10 protein-coding genes, 1 pseudogene and 1 riboswitch are annotated in these 18,678 nt (G+C 69.4%); of the genes and pseudogenes, 5 read left to right on the top strand and 6 right to left on the bottom strand.

All coding sequences use genetic code 11. From position 1 onward, the window contains the following. Positions 1–182: 182 nt before the first annotated feature. Positions 183–779 carry a TetR/AcrR family transcriptional regulator gene (locus ACGFNH_RS10485; protein ID WP_393652643.1) on the bottom strand — a complete coding sequence of 199 codons (597 nt, stop codon included), beginning with the start codon at positions 777–779 and terminating at the stop codon, positions 183–185. Positions 780–921: 142 nt separating this feature from the next. Between ACGFNH_RS10485 and ACGFNH_RS10490 the strand changes: the two are divergent. The 4 genes and pseudogenes from ACGFNH_RS10490 to ACGFNH_RS10505 form a co-directional block, all read left to right on the top strand. Then, positions 922–1,770, top strand: a pseudogene (locus ACGFNH_RS10490) (DMT family transporter); the annotation flags it as partial. 106 nt (positions 1,771–1,876) lie between these two features. Next, positions 1,877–2,407, top strand: coding sequence for a GNAT family N-acetyltransferase (locus ACGFNH_RS10495; protein ID WP_393652644.1), 531 nt, complete (start codon positions 1,877–1,879; stop codon positions 2,405–2,407). A gap of 283 nt (positions 2,408–2,690) precedes the next feature. Continuing rightward, a riboswitch (cobalamin riboswitch) is annotated at positions 2,691–2,821 on the top strand. A gap of 143 nt (positions 2,822–2,964) precedes the next feature. Further along, positions 2,965–5,412, top strand: a complete 2,448-nt coding sequence (locus tag ACGFNH_RS10500; protein WP_393652645.1) for a ribonucleoside-diphosphate reductase subunit alpha — start codon at positions 2,965–2,967, stop codon at positions 5,410–5,412. Then, positions 5,412–6,443 carry a ribonucleotide-diphosphate reductase subunit beta gene (locus ACGFNH_RS10505; RefSeq protein WP_393652646.1) on the top strand — a complete coding sequence of 344 codons (1,032 nt, stop codon included), beginning with the start codon at positions 5,412–5,414 and terminating at the stop codon, positions 6,441–6,443. The genes ACGFNH_RS10500 and ACGFNH_RS10505 overlap by 1 nt, the downstream gene beginning before the upstream one ends. A 425-nt stretch (positions 6,444–6,868) precedes the next feature. On the opposite strand, the gene ACGFNH_RS10510 is transcribed toward ACGFNH_RS10505, so the two are convergent. From ACGFNH_RS10510 to ACGFNH_RS10525, 4 genes are all read right to left on the bottom strand, one after another. Next, on the bottom strand, positions 6,869–8,722 hold the full coding sequence (locus tag ACGFNH_RS10510; protein ID WP_393652647.1) for a hypothetical protein: 1,854 nt from the start codon (positions 8,720–8,722) through the stop codon (positions 6,869–6,871). 687 nt (positions 8,723–9,409) lie between these two features. Continuing rightward, positions 9,410–10,630 (bottom strand): beta-ketoacyl-[acyl-carrier-protein] synthase family protein, encoded by a 1,221-nt coding sequence (locus ACGFNH_RS10515; RefSeq protein ID WP_393652648.1) that lies wholly within the window; start codon positions 10,628–10,630, stop codon positions 9,410–9,412. Beyond that, positions 10,627–11,646 carry an acyl-ACP desaturase gene (locus ACGFNH_RS10520; protein ID WP_393652649.1) on the bottom strand — a complete coding sequence of 340 codons (1,020 nt, stop codon included), beginning with the start codon at positions 11,644–11,646 and terminating at the stop codon, positions 10,627–10,629. The genes ACGFNH_RS10515 and ACGFNH_RS10520 overlap by 4 nt, the downstream gene beginning before the upstream one ends. Then, the gene (locus tag ACGFNH_RS10525) at positions 11,643–11,900 is read right to left on the bottom strand and encodes an acyl carrier protein (RefSeq protein ID WP_393652650.1); all 258 of its coding nucleotides are present in this window, start codon (positions 11,898–11,900) and stop codon (positions 11,643–11,645) included. The genes ACGFNH_RS10520 and ACGFNH_RS10525 overlap by 4 nt, the downstream gene beginning before the upstream one ends. Before the next feature lie 182 nt (positions 11,901–12,082). On the opposite strand from ACGFNH_RS10525, the gene ACGFNH_RS10530 reads away from it, so the two are divergent. Continuing rightward, a complete protein-coding gene (locus ACGFNH_RS10530; protein ID WP_393652651.1) occupies positions 12,083–13,036 on the top strand; it encodes an acyl-ACP desaturase in 954 nt (317 codons plus the stop codon). A gap of 77 nt (positions 13,037–13,113) precedes the next feature. Here the strand turns inward: ACGFNH_RS10530 and ACGFNH_RS10535 are convergent, their stop codons facing one another. Then, positions 13,114–18,141, bottom strand: a complete 5,028-nt coding sequence (locus tag ACGFNH_RS10535; RefSeq protein ID WP_393652652.1) for an FAD-dependent oxidoreductase — start codon at positions 18,139–18,141, stop codon at positions 13,114–13,116. Between the last annotated feature and the right edge of the window lie 537 nt (positions 18,142–18,678).

An 18,678-nucleotide genomic window follows, 5' to 3' on the forward strand; every position in this document is an offset into this window, starting at 1 on the left:
CCGACCGGCGACACCGCCGGACGCACGGGCCGTCGCCCCCTTCACCAGGGGGCGGCGGCCCGCCGCCGTTCACGGGGTGGCCGTTCACCCCGGGCACGTGGCCGCCGTGCGCACGGGTGCGCGCGAGGGCTTCGCCCGCCCGCGGCACGGGTCAGGCGCGGATCAGTCGCGGATCAGGCGGATCAGTCGCGGGCCTCGGCGAGGAGCCCCGCGGCGACGGTGCGCGCCTGGTCGGTGGGGTGCCGTACGGTCCCCAGGGCGTGGAGCACGGTGGCGCCCTCGTGCAGGATCATCAGCCGCTCGGCGAGCGGTGAGGGGTCCAAGACCCCGGCCGCGGCGGCGAGTTCGGTGAGATAGCCGAGCATCCACTCCTTCTGGGCGGCGATGACCCGGCGCGCGGGATGGCCGGCGTCGGGCAGTTCGGCGGCCGCGTTGGCGAAGCCGCAGCCCCGCGGATTCTCGGTCCGCATCCACTCCCCCAGCGCGTCGAAGGTCGCCAGCAGGCGGTCGCCGGGCGCGCCCTCGGGAACGGTGTCCACCCGGTCGGTCAGCCGCTCGCGCCAGCGGCGGTCGCGGGCTTCGAGGTAGGCGACGACGAGGGCGTCCTTCGAGCCGAAGCGGTCGTAGAGGGTCTTCTTGGTCACCCCTGCCTCGGCGGCGATGGTGTCGACGCCGACGGCGTGGATGCCGCGCCCGTAGAAGAGCTTCGACGCGGCGTCCAGGATGCGCCGCGCGCCCGGGGTGAGCCGCTCCGGGCCGGTGCGGGCGGTGTCCGGCATGGCCTGCCTCCTCGGGGTCCGCCTTGACAGTAAACCGATCTGTTTAGTCTACTGGACGCATCGGAAGTAAACCGATCTGTTTACCTCGGTCCATGGTCCGCCCGTCGGGCCGGGCGCACCGACTGGTGAAGGAGGCGGCCTTATGACGCGGGAGACGGGCGTACGGGACGCACTCGCCGCAGCGGGGTTCGTGGTGATGTGGAGTTCCGGCTTCGTCGGGGGCCGGCTCGGTACGGCGGAGGCGTCCACGCCGACGGTGCTGATGTGGCGCTTCGTGGTGGCCGGGGCCCTGCTGGGCGCCTGGTGGCTGACCGTACGGCGGCGGCGCCTGCCGCTCCGTGACGTGGCCGTCCAGACGGTCGTCGGCCTGCTGTCGCAGGGCGTCTATCTCTTCACGGTCGTCTCGGCCATCGACCTCGGCGTGGCCCTGGGGACCGGCGCGCTGGTGGCCGCGCTGCAGCCGCTCGCCGCCGCCGGTCTGGCCGGCCCGCTCCTCGGCGAACGCGTCACCCGCCGCCAGTGGGCGGGGCTCACCCTCGGGCTCGCCGGTGTGTTGCTCGTGGTCCGGGGCGACCTGGCGAGCGCCTCGTCCACACCGGCATGGGCCTACGCGCTCCCCTTCGCCGGGATGCTGGGCCTGGTCGCGGCGACGGTGGTGGAACGCCGGGCGGGCAGCTCGCTGCCGCTCGCGGACGCGCTGCCGTTGCAGGTCGCGACCAGCGCCGTGCTGTTCACCGGTATCGCGCTCGGTACGGGCGCCACCTCCCCACCCGCGACCTCCGGCTTCTGGACGGCGATCGCGTGGGTCGTCGTGCTGTCGACGCTGGGCGGATACGGCTTCTACTGGCTGGTGCTGCGGCGCGGCAGCGTCACTCGGGTCTCCAGCCTGCTCTACCTCACCCCGCCCACGACGATGCTGTGGGGCTTCGCGATGTTCGGGGAGACGCTGGGCCCGGTCGCGGCGGCGGGCATGGCCGTCAGCGCGGTGGCGGTGGCCGTGGTGCACGCGCCCAGGTCCGTACGGCCGCCCGCGGCCCCCTCCGCCCGCGCCGATACTCCGGTGACGGAGGACGGAGAACTGCTGCAGACTGGCGTACATGGACGTCAGGATCCGTGCCGCCCACCCGGAGGAGTACGCGCCCCTCGGGGAGATCACGGCCCGGGCCTATCTCGCGGACGGACTGCTCGACTTCGGGGACGACGATCCGTACCTGGAGCATCTGCGGGACGTCGGGAGCCGGGCCGAGCACACCCGGGTGCTGGTCGCGGTGGACAGCGGGAGCGGTGAACTGCTCGGCGGGGTGGCCTTCGTGGCCCCCGGCAGCCGGTACGCGAACGTGGCCCGCCCCGGCGAGGGCGAGTTCCGCATGCTCGCCGTCGCGCCGTCGGCACGCCGCCGCGGAGCCGCCGAGAAGCTCGTACGGGCCTGCATCGGCCTCGCGCGGGAGCAGGGCCTGGACCGGATGGTGCTCTCCAGTCACGAGCGGATGCGGACCGCCCACCGGCTGTACGAGCGGCTGGGGTTCGTACGTGCGCCGGAGCGGGACTGGTCGCCCCTACCGGACCTCGGCCCGCTGTGGGTCTTCACCTCGGAGCTGGGGCCGCAGAGCGGGTCGGCACCGAGCTGAGCCCAGGGGGCGCGCCGCGACCGGGCGGTGCGCATCGCGGGCCGCGAAGTGGTGCGGCGCGGCGACGAGTTGCGGAGCCGCCCCGGAGTGAGAAGTCTCACCGCCCCTCCCGTACGCCTCTCAGGGGGCCGGATCCAGCCGGTGCGGCGCGCCCGCCCGGAGGCGGCCCGAAGCCGCTCCACGCCCGGATCCCGGGCTCCACGGGCCCCTGCTCAACCCGCCCACCACCGCGATCCTTTGAGCGCACGACACAACATGTGGGGGTGCATGCGCACGGCACCACTAGATGTATGCTCGTCCCCGTTGCCGCAGCAGGGGAATCCGGTGGGAATCCGGAACTGTCCCGCAACGGTCTGGATATGCGCATGTGCGCCCGTCCGAGTCCGAAAACCTGCCGGCGACGCCCGGCTCGACCGAACCGGGCCATGACACGTCCGGGCCTCGTGGGTTGGGCCTGCGGGACGACGCGCTGTGCTGCGCCCTGACGGGGGGTGGGTTCCGTGCGCGCCCGCGGGCACACCGTCCCTCGCGGCCCCAGCCGAGCGAGGGAGAACCACGTGACCGTCGCGCCCGCAGACCCTGCGTCACGCGAGTACGTACCGGAGTCCGCCACCGTCGCGGAGACCACCGCGCCCGTGGACCGGGGTACGTCCGTGGACGGCGCCGACGCCCCCGGCGCCGCGCTGCTGCGCACCCTGACCGACCTCACCGCCGACCTGCCCGCGGCCGATGCCGGCCGGGTCGCCGCCGCCGCCCTCCGGGGCCGTCACGCGGGTTCGGACGAGGCCGAGTTGCGGGAGTTGGCCACCGAGGCGGCGGCCGGTCTCATCTCCGAGGACCCCGAGTACTCCCGGCTCGCGGCGCGCCTGCTCACCCGGGCCATCGCCGACGAGGCCGCGGGCCAAGGCGCCGTCTCCTTCTCCACCTCGGTCGCCACCGGCCACCGCGAGGGCCTGATCGCCGACGGGACCGCGGAGTTCGTCCGCGCCCACGCCGCCCGTCTCGACGCCCTCGTCGATGCCGCGCTCGTCGGCGGGGCCGACGACCGGTTCGGCTACTTCGGCCTGCGCACCCTGCACAGCCGCTATCTGCTGCGCCACCCCATCACCCGTCAGGTCATCGAGACCCCGCAGCACTTCATGCTGCGCGTGGCCTGCGGGCTGGCGGAGGACGGCACCGAGCGCGCAATCGGCGAGGTGGCCGCGCTGTACGGCCTGATGAGCCGGCTGGACTACCTCCCCAGCTCCCCCACGCTCTTCAACTCCGGCACCCGCCACCCGCAGATGTCCTCCTGCTATCTGCTGGACTCCCCGCTGGACGAGCTGGACTCGATCTACGACCGCTACCACCAGGTCGCCCGGCTCTCGAAGCACGCGGGCGGCATCGGGCTCCCGTACAGCCGTATCCGGTCCCGGGGTTCGCTGATCCGCGGCACCAACGGGCATTCCAACGGCATCGTGCCGTTCCTGCGCACCCTCGACGCTTCCGTGGCCGCGGTCAACCAGGGCGGCCGGCGCAAGGGCGCGGCCTGTGTCTACCTGGAGACCTGGCACGCGGATATCGAGGAGTTCCTCGAACTGCGCGACAACACCGGCGAGGAGGCCCGCCGCACCCACAACCTCAACCTGGCGCACTGGATCCCCGACGAGTTCATGCGCCGCGTCGAGGCGGACGAGCCGTGGTCGCTGTTCTCCCCCTCCGAGGTGCCGGACCTGGTCGACCTGTGGGGCGAGGAGTTCGACGCCGCCTACCGCAAGGCAGAGTCCGAGGGCCGCTACGCCAAGCAGGTCCCGGCCCGCCAGATCTACTCCCGGATGATGCGCACCCTCGCCCAGACCGGGAACGGCTGGATGACGTTCAAGGACGCCGCCAACCGCACGGCCAACCAGACCGCCGAGCCCGGCCGCGTCGTCCACTCCTCCAACCTCTGCACCGAGATCCTGGAGGTCACCGACGACGGGGAGACGGCCGTCTGCAACCTGGGCTCGGTCAACCTCGCCGCCCACCTGGGCGATGACGGCGTGATGGACTGGGAGCGGCTGGACGCCACCGTCCGTACCGCCGTGACCTTCCTCGACCGGGTCGTGGACATCAACTTCTACCCGACCTCCCAGGCCGCGGCGTCCAACCGGCGCTGGCGGCCGGTCGGTCTGGGCGTGATGGGCCTTCAGGACGTCCTCTTCCGGCTGGGACTGGCCTTCGACTCCCCCGAGGCCGCCGCGCTCTCCACCCGGATCGCCGAGCGGATCATGCTGGCCGCTTACGAGTCGTCCTGCGACCTGGCCGAGCGGCATGGCCCGCACCCGGCCTGGTCCTCCACCCGCGCCGCACGCGGCGTCCTGCACCCCGACCACTTCGGGGTGGAGCCGCAGTGGAGCGAGCGCTGGGAGGCGCTGCGCACCCGTATCTCCCGTACGGGCATGCGCAATTCGCTGCTGTTGGCCATCGCGCCGACGGCCACGATCGCCTCGATCGCGGGCGTGTACGAGTGCATCGAGCCGCAGGTGTCGAACCTGTTCAAGCGCGAGACGCTCTCCGGCGAGTTCCTCCAGGTCAACTCCTACCTGGTGGACGAGCTCAAACGGCTCGGCGTGTGGGACGCCCAGACCCGGGAGGCGCTGCGCGAGTCCAACGGCTCGGTGCAGGACCTCGCGTGGATCCCCCAGGACGTACGGCACCTGTACCGCACGGCGTGGGAAATCCCGCAGCGGGCGCTGATCGACATGGCCGCGGCCCGCACCCCGTACCTCGACCAGAGCCAGTCGCTGAACCTCTTCATGGCCTCCCCCACCATCGGCAAGCTCAGCTCGATGTACGCCTATGCGTGGAAGAAGGGCCTGAAGACGACGTACTACCTCCGGTCCCGTCCGGCGACGCGGATCGCCCAGTCCGCGCGCGCCGCCACGGCCGCGAGCGCACCCATCCCGGCCCAGCAGGCCGCCGCCGCCGACGAGGCCGTCGCCTGCTCCCTGGAGAACCCCGAGTCCTGCGAGGCCTGCCAGTAATGACGTCCCCGACCACCGAGACCGCACAGAGCAAGAACCTGCTCGACCCGGGCTTCGAACTGACGCTGCGTCCGATGCGCTACCCGGACTTCTACGAGCGCTACCACGACGCGATCAAGAACACCTGGACCGTGGAGGAGGTCGACCTCCACTCCGACGTGGCCGACCTCGCCAAGCTGTCGCCGGGCGAGCAGCACATGATCGGGCGTCTGGTCGCCTTCTTCGCGACCGGCGACTCGATCGTCGCCAACAACCTGGTCCTCACCCTCTACAAGCACATCAACTCCCCCGAGGCGCGGCTGTATCTGTCCCGCCAGCTCTTCGAGGAGGCCGTGCACGTCCAGTTCTATCTGACTCTGCTGGACACCTATCTGCCCGATCACGACGACCGGGTGGCCGCCTTCGCCGCCGTCGAGAACATCCCCTCCATCCGTGAGAAGGCCCAGTTCTGCTTCCGCTGGATGGACTCGGTGGAGGAGATGGACCGGCTGCGGACGAAGGAGGACCGGCGCCGCTTCCTGCTCAACCTGATCTGCTTCGCCGCCTGCATCGAGGGCCTGTTCTTCTACGGGGCGTTCGCCTACGTGTACTGGTTCCGCTCGCGGGGTCTGCTGCACGGCCTGGCCACCGGCACCAACTGGGTGTTCCGCGACGAGTCGATGCATATGGACTTCGCCTTCTCCGTCGTGGACACCGTCCGCCAGGAGGAGCCGGACCTCTTCGACGAGGACATGGGCAAGCAGGTCACGGCCATGCTGGAGGAGGCCGTGGAGGCGGAGCTGCAGTTCGCCCGCGACCTGTGCGGGGACGGCATGCCGGGGATGAACACCGACTCCATGCGCGAGTACCTGCAGTGCGTCGCCGACCAGCGGCTGCGGCGGCTGGGCCTGCCCGCCCGCTACGGCTCGGAGAACCCGTTCTCCTTCATGGAGTTGCAGAACGTCCAGGAGCTCACGAACTTCTTCGAGCGCCGCCCGTCCGCGTACCAGGTGGCGGTCGAGGGCTCGGTCGCCTTCGACGACGAGTTCTGATCCGGACCCACGCCCGGAGTACCGACAGCACGGTGGCCCGCATCCCCGCGAGGGATGCGGGCCACCGTCGCTCTCGGACACCGCACTCGGAGGCGGACCGGAAGCGGCTCGCCCGGTGGTCGACGTGCGGGCGGTCGCAGGCACCGTCGCCCTGGTGGCCGCCGCTCCGTGGAATCCCGCGTGAACCAGCGCGAGGCACCGCTTCCCGCTCGCGTACGCTCCGGGAGCCCACCGCCAACGTGCCCCCCTTGGGCACATGGCGCCCGCGGGCGTGACGGATGAGAGAGGGGGCTGCAGCCGGTTCTTCCGGCTGCAGCCCCCTTGCGTATGCCGCGCGGCGCGGGCGTCCGTTGACCGCGATCGTCTCGCTCATCGCGATGACCGGAGCGGCGAGGTCGCCCGGCAGGCTGTGCTGCTGGTCTGCTCTACCGGTTGATCGAGCCGATGTTGGTGGAGCGGTCCACGGCGGTGCACTGGCTGGCGTTGGTGGAGCCGGTGGCAGTGAGGTTGAGGTTGTTGGTGCTGCCACAACTGTTGTTCTGCCGGCCCTCTTGCGCGGTGTTCTGCTGGAAGAGGTCGGCGGTGGCTGAGCCACCTTCCGCCTGGGCTCCTCCACCGATCTCCGCGGTGTGGAGGTTGGCCGAGCCGTCGACCGTCTTACAGCCCACCTGTGACCGGCTGCCGGTCAGGGTGAGGCCCCCGGCGTTGGGGTTGCTGCAGTTGTTGTTCTGCCGGCCTTCCTGGGCGGTGTTCTGCTGGTGGACACTCGCGCCTGTGCTGGAGCCGCCTTGAGCTTGGGCGCCTCCACCCCTGACCAGGGTGTGCTTGTTGAACGAGCCGTCCTTGGTTCCGCAACGCCCCGTCAACCGGCCACCGCTCACGGTGATGTTCGTCTGGTTGGGGTTGCTGCAGTTGTTGTTCTGCCGGCCTTCCTGCGCCACGTTCTGCTGGCCCACGCTGCCGCCTGAGCTGGAGCCGCCTTGAGCTTGGGCGCCTCCACCCTTGATATCGGTGTGCTTGCTGAAGGAGGAGTCCTGCTGTGTGCAGCGGTCCTCCACCCGGCCCCCCGTCACCGTGAGGTCCGCGGAGTCGTTGGGGTTGTCGCAGTTGTTGTTCTGCCGGCCTTCCTGGGCGATGTTCTGCTGCGTCACATTGTCGGCTGTGCTGGAGCCGCCTTGGGCTTCGGCGCCTCCGCCCTTGATGCGGGTGTGCTTGCTGAAGGAGGAGTCCTGCTGTGTGCAGCGGCCTTCCAACCGCCCCCCCGTCAGCAAGATTTCTCCGTTTTCGTTGGCGCTGCTGCAGTTGTTGTTCTGCCGTCCTTCCTGCGCCACGTTCTGCTGGTCCACGCTGCCGCCTGTGCTGGAGCCGCCTTGGGCTTGGGCGCCTCCACCCTTGATATGGGTGTGCTTGCTGGACGAGCGGTCCTTGCTCCCGCAGTGCGCCCCCACCCGGCTCCCCGTCACCTCGAGGAACGAAAAGGCGTTGGAGTTGTTGCAGTTGTTGTTCTGCCGGCCTTCCTGGGCGATGTTCTGCTGCGCCACGGTGCTGCTGGTCGAACTGGAGCCGCCTTCTGCCAGGGCCCCGCCGCTCTCGGTACGGGTGTGTTCGCTGAAGGAGGAGTCCTGCTCCGTGCAGCGGTCCTCCACCCGGCCCCCCGTCACCTCAAGGTTCGCAAAGGCGTTGGGGTTGTTGCAGTTGTTGTTCTGCCGGCCCACCTGCGCCACGTTCTGCTGGTGCAAATCCCCGTCCGGGCTGGAGCCGCCCTGGGCTCGGGCGCCGTCGCTCTTGGTGCGTGTGTGCTTGCTGAAGGAGGAGTCCTGCTGTGTGCAGTGGTCCTCCAGCCGCCCCGGGTCCAACGAGATGTCCAGTTCGTTGGGGCTGTTGCAGTTGTTGTTCTGTCTGCCGCGTTGGGCGGCGTTCTGCTGGGCCAGGCTTGTGCCCGATGTGCCGCCTTGCGCTTCTGCGGGGCCGTTCTGGATGCGGGAGAACGCGGTCAGGGAGCCGTCGGTGTTCACGCACCGTCCCGCCGCCCGGCCACCGGTGAGCGTCACCAGATCACCGTTTTCCCCGGTGTTGGGGTTGTTGCAGTTGTTGTTCTGCCGGGCGGACTGCGCGATGGACTGCTGGAAGACATCCCCGGCCGTGGAGGACCCTCCCTGCGCGCTGGCCTTCCCCCCGGCGGGGCCGGTGTCGGCGAACGCGATCCCAGAGCCCCCACCCGTCCATCCGCTTACTGCCAGTACCAGCATCGTGGCTGTCGCGATCTTGTGCATCCGCACTCTGGAACCTCCTCGTGCCCATCAACCGACCGGGTCATAACCTCTTTCCTCAACGCCGTCTGGCGCGTCCTGTTATGGGCTCCACCACGTCCCTCACCCCGACGGCTCAGCCTCGCTTCCCCCAGATGCCCCTATCGAAGGCCGCGCACCATGTGGCACCGACAGTCGCGATCTGACGGCCAGGAAGTTTTACAGCCCAATTCTCGTGCTCTCCTTTGCACGGAATGTGGCGTGCAATCAGGAAAGGAGAATTCCGGCGCGATGGGTGCGGTCCGAGAGTGTGGCGCTCCTGGTCGCGGATCGAATCCCACACTGTCGTCTCGTACAGCACGGCCGTTCTTGAGTTCGTACGGGAGTAGTGGACGAGATCCCGTGCGATCGGTTGATCGGGCGGATTCTTGGTTTTCCGCGAAGCTGTTCGACGCGGTGTCGAATGCGCGGGGTGTCACCGGGGTGGTGCTCGGCGGGGCTTTCACCTGGTGATCGGCGGTGGTTCGGGTGCGAGGGGGCGCGACGAGGCTGTCGGTCCGACTATCCGGATCCGTGCCCCGACTCTCGGTTGAAGAAGCGGGTCCTGCCCCTTCGCGCGGCCCCAAGTGCCGTGCCCCGGCCCGCAGTCGGTGGTGGCACACCATGCCCCAGGAGACCGAGAGGGTCGGCACCTGCGGGGTGGGGCCGGGGGCGGCGTCAGGCCGCGCCGAACACGAGCGCCGCGTTCTGTCCGCCGAAGCCGAAGGATGTGGTGAGGGCCAGGTCGAAGTTCAGCGGGCGGGGGCGGCCGGTGACGATGTCCAGTTCGTGTCCGGTGTCCTGCTCGGTGAGATTGGCCGTCGGGGGTACCTCCTGCCGCTCCAACGCAAGGACGGTCAGTGCGGCTTCGATGGCTCCTGACGCGCCCAGGGCGTGCCCGATGATGCTCTTGGTCGCTGTCACCGGGGGCGGGGCTCCGCCGAAGACCCGCCGGAGCATCAGGGCTTCGGCGGCGTCTCCCAGCCGGGTCGACGTGCCATGTGCGTTGACGTGTCCGATGTCGCCGGGAGCGCATCCCGTATCGGTCAGCGCCTGCCGCACCGCCTGCTCGGCGCCCGCGCCTTCCGGGTGCGGGGCCGTGGGATGGTGGGCGTCCGCCGACGCGCCGTAGCCGCACAGCAGCGCTCGGCTCCGTGTTCCTCGCGCCTGCGCGTGGTCGAGACGTTCGAGTACGAGGACGGCCGCGCCCTCTCCCAGTACGAACCCGTCGCGCTCGCGGTCGAAGGGGCGCGAAGCGAGTGCGGGGCGGTCGACACGGGTGGACAGTGCGCGCATCTGGGCGAAGCAGGTGGCGGTCATGGGTGACCACGAGTCGCTGCCGCCCGCGAGGATGACATCGCACATATCGCCGAGCAGCATGCCGCGGGCCACGCCGAGCGCGGTACTTCCCGAGGCGCAAGCGCTGGAGACGGTGAAGTTCGGGCCTCGGGCGCCCGTATCGAGGGCGATCTCACCAGCCAGCATGTTGGGCACGCTGCGCGGCAGCGCGAGGGGCGATACCGCCGTTGGCCGTCCCTGGCCGAGTCGGGTGAACTCGGCGACATAGGTGCGCAGACTGTTCGATCCCACGCCAAGGACGACGCCGACGCGTTCAGGGCGACAGGCGGCGATGTCCAGCCCGGCGTCCTCCACCGCACGGCGAGCGGCGATCAGGCCGAGGTGGGCGAACCGGTCGAGGCGGCGGGTGAGGCGGGGACCCAGTTCCAGCTGGGGCTCGAAGTCCGGTACGTCACAGGAGATGTCGACCGGCAGACCGGCGAACTCCGGGTTCTTGGCGGCCAGCGACCGGCCCATGGCCAGGGTCTTCCAGTTGGTGTCCGGGTCACTGCCCGCAGGAGTGATAAGGCCCAAGCCGGTGACGGCCACCTCGTGACTCATGGTCCGCTCCGGTCGGATCCCTGGCGGATCTCCGTTGTGGTGCTGCCTTCGGGCGTAGGCACCGAAGGCAGGTTGTGAGGCCGTTGCCGGTGGTCGCGCAGTTTCTGGAGGCGTCTGCTCCTGTCGGCAAGGACCTCCAGGTGGTGCCCGATGCGATCGCGGGCTTCTTCACCGGCCGTCCCCAGGTCCGTGCGGTCCATGAGGCACAGCCTGCGCAGCAGCGGGAGCAGCACCCGGTCACGGTGCACGGCGACGTCGTAGATACCGGCTGTTGCGATCCGCGCGGCACGGCCCCGAAAACCGGGGATGCCGTGCCCCGGCATCCGGAATTCGCAGATGACGTCCGCGAAGGCGGCGGCCATCGGATCGGGGGCCATGTCGAGGGCGTCCGAGCAGACCGCCCGATAGAAGATCATGTGCAGGTTCTCGTCGGCCGCGATGCGGCTCATCAACCGGGTCCCGTGGGGTTCCCCGCATGCCTGGCCCGCGTTCCGGTGGGCCTCGCGGGTGGCCAGTTCCTGGATGGTGACGTAGGCCAGCGCATGCGCGAGTGTGGGCTGACCGCTGTCGTACCCGTTGCCGACGTGGGTCATCCGGGCCCGCTCCAGCTCCACCGGGTCCAGGCCGCGGACCGCGTGCAGATAGCCGCGCAGCGCGTCGGAATGGCGTCCTTCTTCGGCGGTCCAGCGGTTCACCCAGGTTCCCCAGGCGCTGTCCCGGCCGAAGCGGGACACGATCTCGTGGTGATAGCTGGGCAGGTTGTCCTCGGTGAGCAGATTGACCAGCAGGGCGTCCCGCACAGCGGGTGTCAGCGCCGACTGGCCGGGATGCCACGGCTCACCGTTCAGGGGTCCGTCGAAGTCCTGCGCCCCGCTCCAGGGCACGTACTGGTGGGGAAACCACTCCTGTGCCGCTGCCAGGTGCCTGTCGAGCTCGCGGGCGACGACCGGTTCCAGTTCCGACAGGAGGTCGACGTGGGCCCGCGCAGGTGGAGCCGGAGCGCGGGAAACGGTCATTCCGCTACAGCGTTCCGGATCGTCCGGGCCACCTGCTCCAGCGTGTCCGACGGGGAGAGTTGGCCCAGCCGATCGCTCAGGTCGATGCCGGTGCGGTCCTCCAGGACCACCGTCAACTCCATCAGAGCCAGGGAATCGAGTCCCAGGTGCTCGATGGTCGCGGTGGACGGCGACTCGCCGGCCGGAAGATTGAAGTACTCCTGCAACAGGCTGGTGAGGGCTTCCGTATCGAACTCCTGAACCGGCTGTTCCATCACGCTCTGCTCCTGTCACGTAGGAAGTGCGCTCCCGCGCTTTCAACGTCTCCGGGCTGCGAGCGGTCACCGGCCTGTCACCCGGATGGGCCTCCTGGTGGATACGCCGGCGGCTCCGCGCCGTTGGACCCGTGTCAGTCCGTCCGAGGCTCCAACGCCCCGCTTGCTCCGAGGAGATCGTCATGGGTTCCACCGACATGTCCGGCCAGGACGCCCGTCTCCTCGCCGATCTGGAGCCGGTCGTCGCCCGCGCTCTCGATGCTCATCTGCACAGCGCGACGGACTGGTACCCGCACCGGTACATCCCCTGGAGCCAGGGCAGGGACTTCGAGGGCGTTCTCGGCGGCGAGCCCTGGGAGCCAGGACAGCAGCGGCTCGCCCCGGCGGTACGTGTCGGTCTGATCCACAATCTGCTCAGCGAGGACAACCTGCCCAGCTATCACCGGGTCATCGCTGAACTGTTCGGCCGGGACGGCGCCTGGGGAACCTGGGTGAACCGCTGGACGGTGGAAGAGGGACGCCATGGGATGGCCATCCGTGACTACCTGGTGGTCACCCGCGCCACGGATCCCGTAGCCCTTGAGGACGCCCGCTCGGCACACGTCCAGGGCGGCTACGACATCGACTACCGCGGTGACGTGCTCGCCTCCCTGATCTATGTGACCCTCCAGGAGGTCGCCACCCGCGTCTCGTACCGGAACATGAAGCAGATGTGCGGCGAGCCGGGCTGCGAGGCGCTGTTGCAGAACATCGCCCACGACGAGAACCGGCATATGGTCTTCTACCGTGCCGTGCTGGCAGCGGCGGCCCACATGGTCCCCGACCGCTTCCTGAGCGCTCTCGCCCATGTCATGGAGACGTTCCGCGTCCCCGGACACGGTGCACCGGACTTCGCCCGCATGGGCCGCACCATGGCGGTGGCCGGAATCTACACACCCGCAGCGCACTACGAGGAAGTCCTGCTCCCCCTCACCCGCTTCCTGCGGGTCTTCCGGACCGAGGGGCTCACACCGGAAGGGGAGCAGGCCCGGGAGCGGATCTCGAAGCTGCTGGGGAACGCTGAGCAGCGCGCCGAGAGGTTTGCCGACTTGCTCGGCCGGACGCGGCCGTCCCCGGAACACGCCGTCCCGTCCTAGAACCGCCCGCCTCTGGCCGTGACACGGCAACACCGGCCGGCTCGTCCCGCAGAGCCCGGGTCGAGCCGGCCAGGCTCCTACGCGCTGGGAACGTCTGCCGTGAGCAGGGCGCGGACGATGCCGCTCACCTCGGCGACACCAGGCCGCTTCATCATGGACAGGTGATCGCCGGGGACTTCGTGCAGGACCGTCCGGACACCGGCCGCCGCCCAGCCGAGAGTCCGGTCCTGAAGACCGAAGACCTTGTCGTCGCGGGCCCGGACCAGATGAATGGACCGATCGAGGCGCGGCGGGATGTAGTCGGCGCCTCCGGCAATGGCGGCAGTGATCATCCGGCCGGTCAGCGTGTCGGGGTCGACGCGTCCCTTGTTGATTTCGACAAGGGTGGCCAGCGAGTGCGGAGCGGGCCCGTCGAGGCACACGAGGGTGGAGATCTGTGCGCCGCGCCGGGTGAGGACGTGCGCCGTCTCGTACGCGAGCAAGCCGCCGAAGGAGTAGCCGAGCAGGTGGTACGGGCCCTCGGGCTGCTGGCGCTGGATCTCGTCCGCGTACTCCTGTCCCATCTGCGGCAACATCAGGTCGGTCACCACCTCCTGGTAGAACAGCAGGTTGTTCATCGTGCGGAGCAGCACGGCGGACCCGAGTTCTGCCGAGAGAGCCCGGTACACGTCCCCGCTGCCGACGATCGGCGGGAAGCAGCACACGGTCGTCGGTGCGGATTCGGGACCGGCGTCGGAGGCCCGTTGCCCGGCGCGCAGAAGGATGGTGCGGATACGGCGTTCCGGCACGAACGGCCGTCCCTCCATGACTGCTTCGAGGTAATTCACCGCTGATCCGATGTCCGGCAGATCGATCAGCATGGTGGCGGGGACGTCTACGTGAAGCACGGCCTGGACGTACTGGGCGAGCTGGACGAGTTCCACCGATGCCAGGCCCAGATCGACGAGATTGCTCGTGCGGTCCACGGACACACCGCTCACCTCCCGCACGCGGCTGACGAGCATCTCCTCGATGGAGGACCTCCGGCCCGTGCGGCGGAACTCGGCCTGTGTCACCGGCTGGGGCAGCTGGGCGATACCCCGGCAGGCACGCATCAGGGGCGGCAGAAGTTGCGTTGGTTCGGTCCAGGGAGTGTGGTACGCCATGCTTGCACCGGCAGCGGTCAGACCCAGGTCATCGCGGTCCTGGGAGTCGACGTCCTGGACCGGGAAGGTCAGAGTGCCGAGTTTGCGCAGGGGATGGTCCCGAGTGGACCACGGTACGCTTTCGTTCCATTTCACCCAGTCGTCTCGCTGCATGTCCGCACCGACGAACGGCAGGGTGTTCTTGGGCCGTGCCTGAATCATCAGGTCGAACGCGGCCTCACCGCGCAGGAGGTGCGGTCGCACGGCGGCCATGGCCCTTGAGGCGTCGTGGATTTCCTCGTGCGCATCGTTGCGCCGAGGTACCAGGTGGAGGACGCCGACCTCTGCCGGAGACTCGAAGATCATGCCCCCGGACGTGTCGAAGGGCGCCAGGAGCGGATTGCCGATCCTCTGCCGGGCTTTGCCTCCGTCATCGAATTCCATGTGATGGTCCACATCCCCGTTGAGCAGCCCTTCCATCAACTCGCACGGCCATCTGAGGGTGAGGGGAAAGACAGTCGGGAGGGTCGTGAAGAGCAACCACAGCTCCTTTGGCATGCCTCTGCTCACGGCACCGTGAGTGCCACTCGGACAGTCCGCCGGTACGTTCATTTTGAGAGCCCACATAAAGATGGGGTCGTACCTACTGTCCGGGTTCGGGACGCTCATCAGTGAGGCGGCGACCGGCAGTTCACCTGACATCGCCCAAGGGCCGGAGCGCAGAGGGCCGTTGATCGCCGGATCGGCATCGATCTCCAGCACGCCCCGCATGACCGATTCATCCAATGCGGGCGTGAAATGAACCTGCTCGGAGCCGCGGAGCCGGAAATAGCGCGGCAGCAGACCCGGCAGTTGCGGAGGCACCGCCGGGAACCGCCCGACGAGCTGTCCCCAGCGTTCGACCTGCCCCTCGTTGTCATCCCCTGCGTCGGTTGTGGCGTTGGCCTCGGCGGATTCGCCGTACGGTGCGAAACGGTCCTCGATCAGGGCCGTAGCATGCCGGGCCACTGACTCGGTGAGGTCGAAGCCGGGTAGGGCGCCGAGGAAGAAGGTGTTCGACCGCCCTTGCAGCTCCTCGAGTTCACGGTAGAACCCACTGGCCAGAGCGCCGTCGGAGACGTGCGGGAAGAACGGAAGCCGTCGGTGCAGGAGCACCTCGTCGACGGTTCCGCCCAGGGTGGCCACATCGTCGGCCAGGCAGTCCTGCGGGTCGGTTTTCGGGCCGTCGTACTGGAGGGCGTACCAGATGTCGCCACGCCGGTGGACGGCCATGACATGGCCGCGCCGCGCGGGCTCGAAGTTCTCCCTGAGTACGTACCGGTTCCCGGCCAGGCCCGTGGCGGTGAACGCCGTGACGGCGTAGTCGTTGTACTTGACCTTCCCGAAGAGCCCGTGGGCGGCGGTGTAGTCCTGGGCATCGAGGAAGCGCAGCGCGTCCTTCGGGAGCGAGGCAACGAGGACGCGGTCGAAGAGGCTGCCGTCCGGGCTGGTCGTGGTGTGCACCCTGACCAGCGGTCCGTCCCCGCCCCCCGGGGGTTCCACCCGGACGCCGGTCACCTCGGTGCGCAGCAGCAGTTGGGTTCCCGGACGGTCGGTCAGATGCCTGGCCAGCCTCTGCCACAGTTCGGGAAAGAAGCCGGGGCGCAGATGGAACCGGGCGGGCTCGTGACTGGTCGGCGGTGCGACGCTGCCGAGCAACCGGAAGTACGGAAGGCAGACCTCGGCGGGGAAACCGTAACCGCTCATCGTGAGCAGTTCGGACAGGGCAACGTCATGGTTGGACGGGTCGGCGTGCGCCGTGGTGAAGCGCAGGTGTTCCTCGACCGAGGTGATGCGCTCCGGCGTCCACAGGAACCGCTGGGCCAGGCGCTGGTCGTGCGCGGGCGAGGTGCTTGCCACCGAGGGATCCTCGAACATCGGGGCCGCGCCTACCCGGTCGGCAAGGGTCCGGATGGTCGTGTAGCGGTCCGAGCCGAGGAACACGTCGCCGTAGTACCCGCCGGTCGGGTCGGCGAAGTCGGTGGTGCGTCCGCCGACCCGGTCGCCGCGTTCGACGATGGTGATCCGTTCGTACCCGCGCTGCTGGAGAGCGAAAGCGGCGGTCAGCCCGGCCGGCCCCGCGCCGATGACGCACACCTGGGGCTGGCGGGGTGGCCCGGTCCGGGCCGGAGGCTTGACACGGTCGGACGACCTACGGCGCTCCGAGGGGCGCCAGTCGGTGACGACCGTCAGTTCACCGGCCTCCAATGCGGCCTTGGAGGCGCTGCGTTGGATCTTGCCGCTGGATGTCTTGGGAATGCTGCCGGGTGCGATCAGGACGACCCGGGAGACCGGCAGAGCGTGTTCGGCATGGACCGCCTGGCTGATGGCCTCGCACACCGCCGTCGGATCGCCGCCGACGCATCGCCTGCCCGCCTCCTGAACGACGACGATCTCCTCGGTGCCGTCCCGAGCGACCCCGAAAGCCGCTGCGGCACCTGGGCGTAGCGATCCGTCCGCCTCGCCGACGGTCCTTTCGATGTCCTGTGGGTAGATGGTGCGGCCCGCGACGAAGATGACGTCCTTGCGCCTGCCGGTCACGAACAGCTCCCCGTCGTCGAGCACCCCCAGGTCGCCGGAGCGCAGATAAGGACGCTCGTCGCCCTCCAGACGCGCACGGAAGACGCGTTCGGACTCCTCCGGCCGATTCCAGTAGCCGAGTCCGACCTGCGGCCCGCTGACCCAGATCTCGCCGACCCGGCCGGGTGGACAGGGGTGATGGGTGTCGGGATCAACGATCAGAACCCGGGTCCCGGCCATCGCCGCGCCGGACCCGACCATGTCCTGGGACCGAGTGCGCTGCGGCTCCCGCGATTGCGGGGACCGTCCACTCGTCGGCGCGGCGTGCCGCCACTGCCCCCGGGCCAGCAGGTCCGCCTCGACCCGCCGGTGTCGCCACGGCCTGCCGAGACGCCCGGCGGTGGCAACGACCGTGCACTCGGCCATGCCGTACGCCGGGAACAGACAGTCCGGCCGCAGACCGTACGGGGCGAACGTCGTCGTGAACCGTTCCAGCGTCTGCTGAGACACAGGCTCGCCGCCGCACAGGGACAACCGCAGGCTGGACAGGTCCAAGCCACTGAGCCGGTCCGGCCTTGCCCGGCGAACGCACAGGTCAAGGGCAAAATTCGGCACGGCGGAGATCGTGCCGCGATACTTTCCGATCGCCTCCAGCCAACTGAGCGGATCGGAGATGAAGTCGATCGGGGACATCAGCCACGACTGCCCACCCGACCAGGCGGTGTAGAGGACGCTCGTGATCAGGCCGAAGTCGTGGTACAGCGGAAGCCAGGACACAAACCGAGACCCGGCCCGGGGATCGGCGTCGATCTTCTCCAGCATCTGACGGCAGTTGGCGATCACGTTCGCGTGGCTGAGCATCACCCCCTTGGGCGCTGACGTCGAGCCGGAGGTGTACTGGATGAGTGCCGGCGTGTGCGGGTCGATGTCCGGCCGGCACCACGAGTCCGCCGAGGACGCATCGACTTCGTCGGTCGCGATACAGGCCAGTCCACCCAGGTTGGGGCGATCACCCAGGAGCGGTTCGGCAAAGGACAACACGGGTGCGGTGCTGAGCAGGACCGCGGCCTCGGCATCGGCCGCGATGGCTTCCAGACGGGGGAGCGTCCGTTCCAGTCGTGTCGGGTTGGGCGGGTAGACCGGCACCGGCACGACACCGGCGTACAGACAGCCGAAGAACCCCACGACGAAGTCCAGTCCCGGAGGGTAGGGCAGCAGGGCACGGCCTGCTGAGGGGCACCGGTCTCGCAATGCGACCGCGATGGCCCGTGCCTGCCGGTCGAGCCCGCCGAAGGTCAGAACCCTGACCGGTGCATCGGCACCACGAGCCAGCGAGTGGTAGACCGGCTGCTCCGGCCGCTGCTCCGCGCGTTCACGCAGAACCTGTACGAGCGAATCGGGAACGAGATCGGGGGGCGTCATGCGGATCGCTCCTGACAATAGGAGGGGATGGCGCCGTGCCGGAGCCGGCGGGGAGCGGTGGCGGACGGGCGGAGAGGAGTGCCGGCGGCCCTTCGTGATTCAAATGGGGTCTTGTGCCGACGGCCTGGGACGCCGCTGCCAGAATATGGCAACTGAAAGTGATTGCCCGATCACTACGGGTTCAAGTTTTTCTGCTGCGGTATCGACTGGTTGGGGCGCGGGGGGCAACAGCGAGGGCGTGCGGGTGCGAGGCGGCGGTTTCGCGAGGCCAGGCTGCGGCGAGTTGGTCAGCGATCTGTCGTAGACCTGGCGACTCCGTCGCTGCGTACGTGACCGGCTGTGGAGACTCACCCGCGCATCGCGAGGCCATGGTCTCGGCAGGATCGCCGACTTCCAGGAACGCTTTTGCGGGATGGCTCCGCCACCGGCCCCCGCATGCGAGGCGGCCCATGGAACCTCGGCGAGGACACGGCCGAAGGCTCTGAGATCCGGACCGGTTCACCGAACCGGGCGGGTGCGGCGGGTCGCTCCCTGGAC

Origin of the sequence: Streptomyces sp. NPDC048639 (genome assembly GCF_043199075.1) — a bacterium.
Classification (GTDB): Bacteria; Actinomycetota; Actinomycetes; order Streptomycetales; family Streptomycetaceae; genus Streptomyces.